Genomic DNA, 13031 nt, shown 5'->3' with positions numbered 1-13031 from the left:
AAAACTCACGAATAAATTTCGTGAGTTTGTTCATATTTTATTCAATTGTGACAATCCTATGATATATAAATGCTATCTATTTACAACAACACAGAATGGGCGTATCTTAATATGTGAAAGAAATCACGTTAAATTTAAGAAAAGAAGATGATCTATATGTTCGGTATTTCATTTACCGGTTTGTTGTTGCGCTTTATCATTGGTGGTATTGCAGTAACTGCCGCTTCCATCATCGCAGGTAAAGTCGGTGGTAAGCTCGGTGGTATCATCGCTACAATGCCTGCTGTATTCCTGGCAGCGATTCTTTCTTTATCAGTTGATCATAGCGGCGATGAATTAGTTAATGCTTCAATGAATTTAAGCAGCGGTGCAATCATGGGCATAACAAGTTGTATCTTTACTGTCGCACTCACTTCAATCTATGTAACGAAACATGGATTTAAAAAAGGTGCTGCATTCTCTGTCGGATGTTGGTTTGTTATTTCATGCGCATTATTTGTATTAAAAAATATTTAAAAGGAAGTCCTCTCTATGAAACCAAAAGTATTAATGCTTAAATTCTTAATCGGTGGTTCTACAGTAGCATTCAGTTATTTCGTGTCGTGTATTATACCATGGAAAGACTTTGGCGGTATATTCGCTACTTTTCCTGCTGTCTTCTTATTATCAATGGTCATTGCAGGTTTTGAATATGGTGATGAACTTGCTAGTCACGTTTGTCGTGGTGCAATATTTGGTATGTCCGGTTGTCTATGTTCAATTCTTGCTACATGGGGAATGTTAAGTACAACTTCTAACTGGCCACTCAGTATAATGGTTGGTTTTGCAACATGGTTCATAAGTGCTGTGATTATTTCAATGATTGTCGCTAAAGTTACTGTTCTCACAACGCATAAATCTACTGCAAAGCATATTGCAGTTCATAAATAAAAATATAAAGAAATAGGGAGACGAATATTCGTCTCCCTATTTCTTTATTATTATTTTGTATAAGTTACAACTGACGGATTAATTTTAACTGAAGTTAAGTATCCCGCTTTATCAAAGTTTGCTGAGTAAGATCCAACTTTTGTTTTGAAAGTTGCTACTGAATTCTTACTTTTTGAAGTTTTATCACTGATTAAAGTATTTGCAGCATGTGCTTTTAAAAAATCAGCTTTTTTAATAACGCCTTTTTTAACTGGAAAACTCATCGATGTAATTACACCTTTAGTTTTGTAAACTACAGTATCATTTACCATAGATTTAACTGGTTTAGATTGAATTGTCGGTATTTTAGTAACTGATAAATTATTTAATTTAAAGTTACCATAGTTTAATGCTTGAACGAAGTATTTATCTAATTCGAAATCAGCATTACGAGAAGTATAACCATTATAGTTATAATAAGGCTCTTTTACTTTCGTAGCACGCTTCGTTGGCGTTGCTTTAGTTGTAGTCGTTTTTGTACCTGCTTTGATTTCTCCACTTTTTACTTCATCAGTTTTTGTAACTGTTGTCACTACAGTAGTTGTAGTTGTTGTTTTAGTTGTTGTTACTGTATCTGCTTTAGCAACATTTATCCCAGTTAATAAAACTGTAGAAACAGCTGCAGTTGCAATTAATTTATTGATCATTTTTGTTGTCATCATAATCTCTCCTATTTGACTAAATATGTTACTTGTCAATATTACTTTCATTATCTTGATTTGTCAATTCATTCCAAATAATATAGGTCTAAAGTATGAGAGGCGTTATTAGCGATTGCCATATGAATCAAATAGGTGAATATTTTCTAAAGCAGCTGTTAAATATACTTTATTTCCTATTAACGGATTAGTATTTGTATAATATTTTATCTGCCTGTGTTGTGCATCCTCAGCTGTAACAACGATATCTTTTCCGAGTATTTCAGCACGTTTGATAATCACTGGATAACCTCGTTCTGTAATGATGATGTGTTCCGGGCGAATACCAATCGTTGTATCGATATCGGTATTTAGTTCTGGATTCAACTGCTTTGATTGGTGTTCATCTAATTTCAATATATTCATAGGTGGGCGTCCGATAAAAGTTGCAACAAACACATGCTTTGGATGATGATACATGTCAAATGGTGTATCATATTGCATCATTTTGCCTTCGTTCAGCATGACGATTTTATCACTGATACTCAAGGCTTCTTCCTGATCATGTGTCACAAATAACGTCGTAATATTTAAACGCTGTTGTATCGCTCTGATTTCCTCACGCATGGATACTCTTAATCTTGCATCTAAATTTGATAACGGCTCATCTAACAATAATATCTCTGGTTCTCTGACAATCGCACGTGCTATTGCAACACGTTGCTGTTGTCCACCAGATAGTTCTTTTGGTAAACGGTTTAAATATGCATCAATTTCTACTAGCTTTGCAGCATATTCGACTTTCTCTTTTATCTCTCGTTTGGATAATCGCTTCATCTTCAGTGGAAAAGCAATATTATTGAAAACCGTCATATGGGGATAAAGTGCATAATCTTGAAATACCATACCAATATTGCGCGCATCAACCTTTAAATGCGTCACATCATTACCGTCAATAATAATTTGTCCTCTTGTAGGTTGTAGTAATCCTGCAAGCATAAATAAAGTAGTACTCTTACCACATCCTGATGGTCCAAGTATACTGACAAACTCACCTGAGCTAATGGTAAGATTTAAATTATCGATAGCTATTGTATCTTTAAACTGCATTGATATATTTTTAAATTCAATCATAGTAGATATCCTCATTCTTTATACTTACCTTTAGCATATCAAACTTTGATGTGTTATTGATAACTCATCCATATAAAAATGTTAATAAATAAGTAATAAAAAAAGTATCACATTCCATAAAGGAACATGATACTTATTAATCTATTATTTAACTACATCGTATCCCTGATCTTCGATGGCTTCTTTCATTGCATCAACAGTTACTGATTCTTCATGATCAACTGTTACATTTGCTGCTTCTAAATCAACCGCAGCTGATTTAACACCATCTAATTTATTTACTGCACCTTCTACCGCTTCTTTACAATGTCCACATGTCATACCTTCTACTTTAAGAATTGTTTCCATAATAATTCCCTCACTTTTTTAGTATTTTATATGTTCTATTTTATTTTAACAGTTTTTAGTCTTAAGGCGTTACTCACAACACTTACTGATGATAAAGCCATAGCAGCACCAGCTATCCATGGTGCAAGTAAACCTAAGGCTGCAACTGGTATACCAAGAATGTTATATCCAAATGCGAATCCTAAATTTTGTTTTATATTTTTAATTGTTGTGTGACTAATTTTAATCGCTTCAGGTATTAGCGTAAGCTCTCCACCTAGAATCGTAACATCAGCTGCTTCAATCGCTACTTCTGTTCCCGTTCCAATTGCGATACCGATATCAGCTAATGCTAGTGCTGGCGCATCATTCACACCATCTCCTACCATAGCAACTTTTCTTCCTTCATCCTGCAGCGCTTTAATCTTATCAGACTTTTGTTCTGGTAGCACTTCAGCAATGACTTCTGTAATACCGACAGATTTCGCGATGGCGTTTGCTGTAATCGCATTATCTCCAGTCAGCATCACAACTTGTAAACCCATTGCTCTCATTTCTTCTATAGCTTGTTTCGCAGTATCTTTCAATGTATCTAATACTGCTACAATACCACTCAACTCATTATCGATGGCAACTAGCATGGCCGTTTTACCCTCTGCTTCAAATTGCTCCATTCGATTGATACTTGAATCAATATCAATGTGATGATCTGTCATTAGCTTTCTGTTACCGATGAGTATGGTATGATTATCGATAACTGTTTCGATACCGTGGCCAGGTATTGCATTAAATTGACTAGTTTCTAATAATTCTATATTTTTTTCTTTTGCATATTTTACGATTGCAGTTGCTAATGGATGTTCAGAAGCTTGTTCACTACTTGCAAGATATTGTAGTGTTAATTCATCGCCTGTAAAATCAGTTACTTCAGGTTCACCTTTTGTAATCGTACCTGTTTTATCCAATACAATCGTATCAATTTCATGTGTTCTTTCTAAGTGTTCTCCACCTTTAAAGAGAATTCCTGCTTCAGCTGCACGTCCGGTACCAACCATAATAGATGTTGGTGTAGCTAGTCCTAAAGCACAAGGACAAGCAATAACAAGCACCGCAATGGCAGCCACTAATGCTGGTTCAAACTGACCAGGCGTCACAAATATCATCCAGATAATAAATGTTATAATCGCAATCCCTATCACTACTGGTACAAAGTATCCTGCAATAATATCAGCAAGACGCTGGATAGGCGCTTTTGAACCTTGCGCCTGCTCAACGATCTTCACGATAGATTGCAATGCGGTATCACGACCTACTTTCGTTGTACGTATCGTAATACTACCGTTATTATTCATCGTTGCTCCAAAGACGTTTGCTCCGATAGTTTTCTCAACAGGAATCGATTCGCCTGTAAGCATTGATTCATCTATAGATGTATGACCTTTAATAATTTCACCATCAACCGGTACTTTCTCACCCGGCTTGATGATTAATGTATCTCCAACGATAACGTCTTCTACAGGTATCATTATCTCTTTATTATCTCTTATCACTCTTGCTTCTTTTGCCTGTAAATTAAGTAGTGAAGATAATGCATTCGTTGTCTGTGACTTCGCTCTTGCTTCAAGATATTTACCGAACAATATTAATGTAATTAATACCGCGCTTGTTTCAAAATATAGATGTGGCATGTAATCTGGATTATTAATTGTCTTCAACCCTTCATAAACACTATAGAAAAATGCAGCACTTGTACCTAATGCAACAAGCACATCCATATTCGCTCCGCCACTGCGTAAATTTTTATAGGCTCCATCATAGAACTGCCAGCCAATAATGAATTGTACCGGGAAAGCAAACGCTAACTGGAACCACGGGTTCATAAATATATGCGGCAAATGAATACCAAATAAATGCGTTAACATTGTTAGTAATAACGGTAATGATAATAAAGCTGAAATAATGAGTTTAATCTTTTTCTTCCTCAATTCATCCGCTTTCGCTGATGCCTTATTTTCATCCGAACTTTTAAGTTTTGCATCGTAACCTAGTTTACGAATACGTTCGATAATCATTTGTGCATCCATATTTCCTGGATAATAATCAATCGTTGCTTCTTCTGTCGTAAGATTAACAGTAGCATTCTTAATTTCCGGCTGTTTATTCAGTACCTTTTCAATTCTTGATGAACACGCTGCACAAGTCATGCCCATAACATCCAGTTCAATATGTTCAGGTTTAACTTTATAGCCTAACTTATCAATTCTTTCTGAGATATCTTCTACACTCACTTTATCTGAATCATATTGAACGCTTGCTTTTTCAGTCGTTAAATTAACTTTTGCATCTACACCGTCCATTTTATTGAGTACTTTCTCTATTCGAGTAGAACACGCTGCACAAGTCATACCCTCTATAGGTAATGTAATATCTTTCATACTGACACCTACTTTCCAAATTGGCGCAGTACTTTCATCAATTCATCAATTGATTCAGCACCTTCACCTTTTTTAATTGCATCACTCACACAGTGATTCATATGACGTTCTGTTACGGAGAAACCTACTTGCTTCAACGCGCTTTCTATCGCGCTAATTTGAATCAATATATCAACACAATAACGATCTTCTTCAATCATCTTCTGAATACCACGAACTTGTCCTTCAATACGCTTTAAACGTTTTAACATCTTTTCTTTTTCTTCTTCAGTTCTTGGTGTTACTGTATGTTGATGCTCCATACTATCATCCTCTCGTATACCCCTATCGGGTATTAATTTAATTCTATTTTATACCCATAAGGGGTATGTGTCAATATATAAGGTTTGAAAAATTTTAAAAAAAATAAGCTAACGTTTTAAAAGTTAGCTTACTCAATTTATTTCACAACCATCACCGGTATATGTACTTCTTTCACTACTTTATGACTGACGCTTCCCATCACCATTTCCTGAAATGCGTTAAGACCACGTGTTCCTATCACAAGTAAATCATATTCATGCGTATTTCCTATCTGAATAATCGTATCTTTCGGTACCCCATGTTCTATGCGAACATCATATGTTATATCATTATTTTCATATACGTCTATAATAGATTGAATTAAAGATTTTCTTTGATCAACACTACTTGTTTCACTATGCAGTATTGCATCTTTTGAATCTTCATGTGAAACGATACTTAATAATGTATATTTCATAGCATTTATCTTCAATGCTTCTTTTGCTGCTCTCAAACTGTTATCTGAACCATCCACCGCTACAACTACTGACTGATACATCTCTACACCTCTTTCGTTTGCTTAAGATAATCATTTCTATTAAAGATAAAGTTAATCATACTCCCTACAATAACTCCAATCGCCAAATTGTGCGTTGCTAATACAAGTATAATTGTAACAAGTACTACAATAATATCTGTAGCTTTAGCATTGCGTAAGAATTTGAAACTTCCCCAGTCAAACGTACTAAAGGATACTACAACCATAATACCTGCAAGAATAGACATAGGAATCTGAATCACATAATGCCCTAACACAATGATCAAAAACATTAAAAAACTACCTGCAACTAACGATGACAATCTTGTTGTGCCGCCTGACTTCAAATTCATTACAGATTGACCGATCATTGCACATCCTCCAATACCACCGAAAAAGCCTGCAACGATATTGGCAATACCTTGTCCACGAGATTCAACATTTTTATCACTTTCATTTTCCAGCGCATCATCGACAATCTTTGCAGTAAGCAGACTTTCTACAAGTCCCACAATAGCCATCGACAAACTATATGGCAATATAACCCATAAAGTTTCCAGATTAAAAGGTACATTTGGAATAAAGAAATGTGGTAAAGTACGTTTAATTTCTCCGAGATCACCAACAGTTCTAACATCGGCATTTGTCATTATCGAGATGATCGTTAATAATAACACTGCAATGAGTGGCGCTGGTATCTTCGTAAAGTACCTCGGAACGATATAAACAATCGCAATTGTAACAATTGCAAATACATAAGTAACACCTGTCAGTCCGAATATATGTTGTAACTGCGAACTAAATATTAAAATTGCTAAAGAATCTACAAACCCCATCATAACTGTATTTGGAATATATTTAAGCAATTTACCGACTTTGAGTATGCCAAATACTACCTGAATGATACCCATTAATATTGTTGCTGCAAGTAAATAATCCACCCCATGGGTTTTAACAAGAGGGAATACCAATAATGCAATCGCACCAGCTGCTGCTGATATCATCGCTGATCGTCCACCCGTAAAAGCAATCGTCACCGCAATAATAAATGATGCATATAACCCGACCATAGGGTCTACTCCAGCAATAACACTAAATGCAATAACCTCAGGAATTAAAGCGAGAGATACAACAATCCCTGCTAATATATTTTGAAATGGTTTATCCAGCCATTCTCGTTGGATATATTGATTCATAAAGACCTCCCAATTTATACTAACTAAAATATAACCATACAATATCTATTGTAAGAGGACAATATAAAAAATGACTATATATTTAATATAGTCATTGAAAATTATATAATGTGTTTTCATCAATCACTTTAATCAGTTTATTATCTCTTTCAATGATTTTTCTATTTTCTAATAACTTAAATTTCCTGGAGATTGTTTCAGGACTTGTGCCTAAAAATGCTGCAAGTTCCTTCATCTTCATCGGTATTTCAATGTAAGCTGATGCTGATGCTTTATGAAGATATGACAAGTATAATGCTAACCGTTCTTCAATCTTTTCCATCGTTAAAAATTGGGTTTGTTTTTCTAGTTCTTCCATCTTCATCGCATTAATCGTAAGTAATTTAAGTGTTATTTTCGGATACTGTAAAAGTAAATCACGAAAATCACTTTGTTTTACTACACACACTTCCGTATCAGAGATTGCTTCGCCATATAAATTCTCATTGTTCACACCCAAAACAAAACTTTCTCCTTCAAAATCTCCTACTTCTGCTATGCGCAAAAGTTGTTCTTTACCATTTGCAGATAATCGATAGACTTTCATCGCACCTTTTGCAATCAATGATAATTGTGGCTCTGTTTCGGGTGAAAAGATGACATTCCCTTTTTTAAAGTGCTGATGTGTGACTAACTTATTGATGATTTCCTGCTCTTCAAATGATAAGTGGTTAAATAATGGAACTCGATCAACACATAAATGATGATGACACTTCATCTTTTCACCTCCTTTACTGTCATGTTTAAAATAACATATATTATTTCACCTTTGAACTAATTACTTCATAACCCATATTTTGAATTGCTGAATTGATTGCCTCGATTTCAGTTGTCTGTTCATCAAAATCTACTTTTACTTTACTCGCATTAAACATTATCTTTACAGAATCTTTTATTACTCCTGGTACACTTTTAACTGCCCCTTCTATCTTTTGAATACATGATGGACAAGACAATGTTTCTAGTTGAATTGTTGCTTTCATATCCGTTCACTCCTTTATATGATTTAGTTCAATTATATCGCCTTTTGCTTATTATTAACTTGATAGCTATCAAGTTTGGTATTATTTCGATAGCGCATTAATCGCATACCATTTAATATAACAACGATAATGCTCACCTCGTGAACCAACATTCCAATTGTCATATTCATCCATTCAGCGAATATTAAACTTAACAATAATACTAATACAACTCCGAGTGCGATAATGATATTCTGCTTCATATTATTGGATATCTTTTTAGTTAACCCATGAGCATAGGATAATTGCTCCATTGCAGAATGCATAAGTACGACATCTGAAGTTTCAATTGCTACATCTGTTCCGCCGCCCATCGCAATACCAATATTTGCAGTTGCGAGTGATGGACTGTCATTAATACCATCTCCTACAAATGCAACTTTTTCTCCTTTATCTTGTAACATCTTTATATATTCAGCTTTATCTTCGGGTAACATCCCACCCAATGCAATATCAATCGGTAGTTGCTCAGCTACACGATCAACTGTTCCTTGATTATCTCCCGATAAAATGATTAATTTCTTTACTCCTTGATGTTTAAGTTGTAATAAATTTCGTTTTACATCGTGTCTTAATTGATCTTGAATACCAATCATTACTTCCAACTCCTTATTAATTGCCATAAGCACTATTGATTGACCGGATTCAATTAATTTATTTATTTTTTCACGATTATTATTATTGATTTCAACATCATAATTATGCATTAAACTTAAATTTCCTAGAATAATTTTCTTATCGCCGCTATAAGCCACAATACCTTTTCCTTTAATTACATCAACTTTATCAAAACGAACTATTTTCTGACTTCCGATATCATTTAAAATTGCTTTTGCGAGTGGATGATTCGACTCATGTTCAATACTATAAAGGTAAGATAATATAGATTGTTTATTTTCACCAATAATTTTTTTATAGGCAACGGTAGGATTGCCTTCAGTTAAAGTTCCTGTTTTATCAAAAACAATTGTATCTACTTTACTAAAGTCGTTTATCATTTCACTGCCTTTCAGAAGTACACCATGTTTGGCTCCATTTCCAATACCGGTTACATTTGATACTGGTACACCAATTACTAATGCTCCTGGACAGCCTAATACCAGGATAGTAATTGCTAATGCCACATCTCTCGTCAAAATACCAACGATTACAGCTAGTAATAGTACAAATGGTGTATAATATTTTGAAAAACGGTCAATGAATTTTTCTGCTGCTGATTTTGAATCTTGTGCTTCTTCAACAAGTTCAATTATTTTACCGAATAATGTATCTTCTCCAACTGTCTCAGTTTGTATACGAATGGTTCCATTCTCAACTATTGTTCCAGCGTATACTTTATCATTTAAGCTCTTCTGAACCCATTTTGATTCACCTGTAATACTTGCTTCATTCAATGCACCGCTTCCATAAACCACATGACCATCTACCGGCACTTTATCTCCCGTCTTTACTAACAAGATGTCATTAGTTGAGACATCATCAATATCCACAGTTTCAGTCTTGCCATCATCTCGTACGACTACTGCTCTTTCAGGCACAAGTGTAACGAGCGACTGTACAGCTGATCTTGTCTTTTTTAACGTGCGTTTTTCCAAAAATGCACCCAGTAAAAATAGAAATGATACAATTGCTGCCTCCTCAAAGTTCCTAATTAGCAATGCACCTAATACAGCTACAGAGACCAAAACATCAATGCTAATCACCTTCACACGTAAAGAATGATATCCTTGTATCAAAATTGGTGATACAGCAAGAATCGATGCTAAACCTAGTAATATTTCAGAAATTAATTGAACTTTAAACACAAATTCTGCTATCAATCCAACAACAATTAATATACCGCACAATACCATAATGTAATCTTTACTTTTCATAATGAAACGTTGCATTTTAATTACCTCCTGTTCTTACTTATAATGTAACAAGCTTCATAATATTAAACATTGATAGTTATCAAGAAATGAGGGTGTGTCTATTGACACACCCTCTTTAAAAAATATTTATCCCAGCACTTGCGCATACTGTGCTTGTTGTAGCTTGTAGTATCTTCCTTTCAAGTTAATGAGTTCTTCATGACTGCCCATCTCAACAATATGGCCATCTTCAATATAAAAGATGCGATCTACGTCTCTTATCGTTGAAAGTCGATGTGCAATGGTTAATGTCGTTCTACCTTCAGATAACTGTTTAAATGCTGATTGTATTCGATTCTCAGTTTCAACATCTAACGCACTTGTTGCCTCGTCAAGAATGATAATTTCTGGATTCTTTAAGAACATACGTGCAATTGACACACGTTGTTTCTGACCACCTGAAAGTTTTGTTCCACGTTCACCAACGATTGTATGTATCCCTTCCGGAAGTGTATCAATGAATGGTTTCAACTGCGCTTTAGTTACTGCATCCATAATCTCTTCATCCGTTGCTTCTAAATTTCCATAAGCAATATTATCTCTTAACGTACCACTGAACAAGAACACGTCTTGTTGTACAAGCCCAATTTTGTTGCGTAAAGACTCAAGTGTCATCTGTTTAATGTCTACATTGTTAATTGTGATACGTCCATCAACCGGATCGTAAAATCTTGGTAACATCGAACAAATTGTCGTTTTACCTCCACCACTTGGACCAACTAAAGCAATCTTTTCACCACGATTTATTGTAAACGATAAATCGTCAAGTATTGTCTTATCACCATATTTAAATGTTACATTTTCGTATGAAATCACTTGAGGTGTGCCTTCAAACGCAATCGCATTCGGTTCATCTTTAATATCTGTTGTTGTCTTCATCAGTTCCTGAAAGTTATTAAACCCTGCAATCCCTTTTGGAAACAATTCAATAATCAAGTTAATCGATTGAAGCGGCTTAAATAATATATCCGTAATCATAATAAATGCTACAAACTCTCCGTAACTCATCGCATTATTCAATACGAAATAACATCCAAGAATCAATACAATAATCAACGTAAATTTCTGTGCCAGATAACCAATCGAACTATTCCATGACATAAAGTTATATGCTTTTAATTTCGTTGCACGGAAATCTTCGTTTGTCTGCAGAAAACGCTTCTCTTCAAAGCGTTCGTTAGTAAACGCCTGTACAAGACGAATACCGCCGATACTTTCACTGATAACATCATTAAATTGAGATACGTTGCCAAATAATCTGCGGAATTGTGTTGTCATCTTTTTGTTGAAATAAATTGTTAAGATACATATTATCGGTACGATACAGAATGTAATAAGCGCAAGCTTCACATCAATCGTGAGCATAATGAGAAGTGCCCCAATAACGGTCATTACAGCGACAAACACTTCCTCTGGACCGTGATGCGCAAGTTCCCCAATATCCATCAAATCATTTGTGAGTCGACCGATAAGTTTCCCTGTCTTATTGTTATCGAAGAATCCGAAATTTAATCGCTGAAGATGACGATAAAGTTCATTACGAATATCACGTTCTATATTTGTCCCAAGTTTATGACCCCAATACGTGACGATAAACTTAAGGACCGTAACAAAGGAAAACACAAGAAATAGTCCTATTGCACCGAGCACAATCATATTCCAGTCTTTTGTCGGTAACAGCTTATCGATGAAAAGACTTGTAATGAGTGGAAAGACAAGTTCTAAAACTCCAACAAACACTGCAGAACCGAAATCCAGCATAAACAGACCTTTATATGGTTTATAATATTGGAAAAATGATTTCATATACGATACTCCTTAATTAAATTACTTATGAATCATTCACATAGTACATATAAATTAATATTAACATATCCTGTAATTAAGGTGTCTATAGAAATCTCCCTTACAATGTTATCATCCTTAATACTCTTATTTTTCATAAAAAAGAGCGGAGATTCATCTCCACCCTTAATTAAGCCATTCCGACATGACCAAGTATTATTTTCTGTACATATCCTTTTTCAACAACAAACTGTATACCGTTACCATTCAGATTATAGATGTATACACCATCAACTTTTGATGGAATAGCTTTATTGCCATCTGATATGAGTTTTCCTTTAAATAGATAATCATTACCATATACCTCTTTTACACTACTCATTTTCAGCTCTTTGTTCTTCACGCCTAAACTAGCTGTATAAGGATTTTTGTCTCCTTGTTTAAAGAACGTGTAGTTCTGATCATATACATCTTTTGTGTAACCTGTACCTGATACACCTGAAACAATACGTTGTAAATCAACTTTATGTTTATTAATCTTCACATTATTGACTTTTACAGCACGCACAAAATCTTTATCTAATACAAATTTAGCATTTCCACTTGTGTATCCTGAATAGTTATAATAAGGCTTTTGAACCTTGACCGTCTTCTGTTTAGCAAGTGCATCTTCACCCTGCACTACACCTAGAGACATTGTTGCGGCTAATGTTGTTGCTCCTATTACTTTTGCAAGCTTCTTCATTTTTACCA

Annotated in this window: 13 protein-coding genes and 1 pseudogene; 2 read left to right on the top strand and 12 right to left on the bottom strand. The window is 34.7% G+C overall.

Annotation, left to right across the window (positions count from 1 at the left end; all coding sequences use genetic code 11):
- The first annotated feature begins 156 nt into the window (after positions 1-156).
- Together BFS35_RS07420 and BFS35_RS07415 are read left to right on the top strand one after the other, a co-directional pair.
- On the top strand, positions 157-516 hold the full coding sequence (locus BFS35_RS07420; RefSeq protein WP_099578867.1) for a DUF3147 family protein: 360 nt from the start codon (positions 157-159) through the stop codon (positions 514-516).
- Between the two features lie 15 nt (positions 517-531).
- The gene (locus BFS35_RS07415; protein WP_099578869.1) at positions 532-930 is read left to right on the top strand and encodes a DUF3147 family protein; all 399 of its coding nucleotides are present in this window, start codon (positions 532-534) and stop codon (positions 928-930) included.
- A 50-nt stretch (positions 931-980) separates the two neighbouring features.
- Here the strand turns inward: BFS35_RS07415 and isaB (BFS35_RS07410) are convergent, their stop codons facing one another.
- The 12 genes and pseudogenes from isaB (BFS35_RS07410) to isaB (BFS35_RS07355) form a co-directional block, all read right to left on the bottom strand.
- Positions 981-1631 carry an immunodominant staphylococcal antigen IsaB family protein gene (gene isaB / locus BFS35_RS07410; RefSeq protein WP_158554276.1) on the bottom strand — a complete coding sequence of 217 codons (651 nt, stop codon included), beginning with the start codon at positions 1629-1631 and terminating at the stop codon, positions 981-983.
- A 105-nt stretch (positions 1632-1736) separates the two neighbouring features.
- Positions 1737-2741: an ABC transporter ATP-binding protein gene (locus BFS35_RS07405; protein ID WP_099578873.1), complete on the bottom strand. Its 1005-nt coding sequence runs from the start codon at positions 2739-2741 to the stop codon at positions 1737-1739.
- A gap of 144 nt (positions 2742-2885) precedes the next feature.
- Positions 2886-3089, bottom strand: coding sequence for a copper chaperone CopZ (copZ, locus tag BFS35_RS07400; RefSeq protein ID WP_099578875.1), 204 nt, complete (start codon positions 3087-3089; stop codon positions 2886-2888).
- A gap of 35 nt (positions 3090-3124) precedes the next feature.
- Entirely contained in the window at positions 3125-5503 is a 2379-nt protein-coding gene (locus BFS35_RS07395) for a heavy metal translocating P-type ATPase (protein ID WP_099578877.1), read from the bottom strand.
- 8 nt (positions 5504-5511) lie between these two features.
- On the bottom strand, positions 5512-5805 hold the full coding sequence (locus tag BFS35_RS07390) for a metal-sensing transcriptional repressor (protein ID WP_099578879.1): 294 nt from the start codon (positions 5803-5805) through the stop codon (positions 5512-5514).
- A gap of 137 nt (positions 5806-5942) precedes the next feature.
- Complete coding sequence (locus BFS35_RS07385) at positions 5943-6344, bottom strand: universal stress protein (protein ID WP_099578881.1); 402 nt, start codon at positions 6342-6344, stop codon at positions 5943-5945.
- Between the two features lie 41 nt (positions 6345-6385).
- A pseudogene (locus tag BFS35_RS07380) lies at positions 6386-7519 on the bottom strand (SulP family inorganic anion transporter); the annotation flags it as partial.
- A 91-nt stretch (positions 7520-7610) separates the two neighbouring features.
- The gene (locus tag BFS35_RS07375) at positions 7611-8276 is read right to left on the bottom strand and encodes a Crp/Fnr family transcriptional regulator (protein ID WP_099578885.1); all 666 of its coding nucleotides are present in this window, start codon (positions 8274-8276) and stop codon (positions 7611-7613) included.
- A 40-nt stretch (positions 8277-8316) separates the two neighbouring features.
- Entirely contained in the window at positions 8317-8541 is a 225-nt protein-coding gene (locus BFS35_RS07370; protein WP_099578887.1) for a heavy-metal-associated domain-containing protein, read from the bottom strand.
- A 32-nt stretch (positions 8542-8573) separates the two neighbouring features.
- Positions 8574-10469, bottom strand: a complete 1896-nt coding sequence (locus BFS35_RS07365; protein WP_099578889.1) for a heavy metal translocating P-type ATPase — start codon at positions 10467-10469, stop codon at positions 8574-8576.
- Between the two features lie 111 nt (positions 10470-10580).
- Positions 10581-12299, bottom strand: coding sequence for an ABC transporter ATP-binding protein (locus BFS35_RS07360; protein ID WP_099578891.1), 1719 nt, complete (start codon positions 12297-12299; stop codon positions 10581-10583).
- Between the two features lie 169 nt (positions 12300-12468).
- Entirely contained in the window at positions 12469-13023 is a 555-nt protein-coding gene (isaB, locus tag BFS35_RS07355) for an immunodominant staphylococcal antigen IsaB family protein (protein ID WP_099578893.1), read from the bottom strand.
- Positions 13024-13031: the final 8 nt, after the last annotated feature.

The organism is Macrococcoides goetzii (genome assembly GCF_002742385.2).
GTDB classification, from domain to species: domain Bacteria; phylum Bacillota; class Bacilli; order Staphylococcales; family Staphylococcaceae; genus Macrococcoides; species Macrococcoides goetzii.
This window is presented reverse-complemented; position numbering and strand designations above follow the sequence as displayed.

Excerpts from the sequence above, each read along its gene's own strand:
- BFS35_RS07420 (WP_099578867.1), top strand. The coding sequence starts at position 157 with ATGTTCGGTATTTCATTTACCGGTTTGTTGTTGCGCTTTATCATTGGT.
- BFS35_RS07415 (WP_099578869.1), top strand. The coding sequence starts at position 532 with ATGAAACCAAAAGTATTAATGCTTAAATTCTTAATCGGTGGTTCTACA.
- BFS35_RS07390 (WP_099578879.1), bottom strand. The coding sequence starts at position 5,805 with ATGGAGCATCAACATACAGTAACACCAAGAACTGAAGAAGAAAAAGAA.
- BFS35_RS07375 (WP_099578885.1), bottom strand. The coding sequence starts at position 8,276 with ATGAAGTGTCATCATCATTTATGTGTTGATCGAGTTCCATTATTTAAC.
- BFS35_RS07385 (WP_099578881.1), bottom strand. The coding sequence starts at position 6,344 with ATGTATCAGTCAGTAGTTGTAGCGGTGGATGGTTCAGATAACAGTTTG.
- isaB (WP_158554276.1), bottom strand. The coding sequence starts at position 1,631 with ATGATGACAACAAAAATGATCAATAAATTAATTGCAACTGCAGCTGTT.
- BFS35_RS07365 (WP_099578889.1), bottom strand. The coding sequence starts at position 10,469 with ATGCAACGTTTCATTATGAAAAGTAAAGATTACATTATGGTATTGTGC.
- BFS35_RS07405 (WP_099578873.1), bottom strand. The coding sequence starts at position 2,741 with ATGATTGAATTTAAAAATATATCAATGCAGTTTAAAGATACAATAGCT.
- BFS35_RS07395 (WP_099578877.1), bottom strand. The coding sequence starts at position 5,503 with ATGAAAGATATTACATTACCTATAGAGGGTATGACTTGTGCAGCGTGT.
- BFS35_RS07370 (WP_099578887.1), bottom strand. The coding sequence starts at position 8,541 with ATGAAAGCAACAATTCAACTAGAAACATTGTCTTGTCCATCATGTATT.
- isaB (WP_099578893.1), bottom strand. The coding sequence starts at position 13,023 with ATGAAGAAGCTTGCAAAAGTAATAGGAGCAACAACATTAGCCGCAACA.
- BFS35_RS07360 (WP_099578891.1), bottom strand. The coding sequence starts at position 12,299 with ATGAAATCATTTTTCCAATATTATAAACCATATAAAGGTCTGTTTATG.
- copZ (WP_099578875.1), bottom strand. The coding sequence starts at position 3,089 with ATGGAAACAATTCTTAAAGTAGAAGGTATGACATGTGGACATTGTAAA.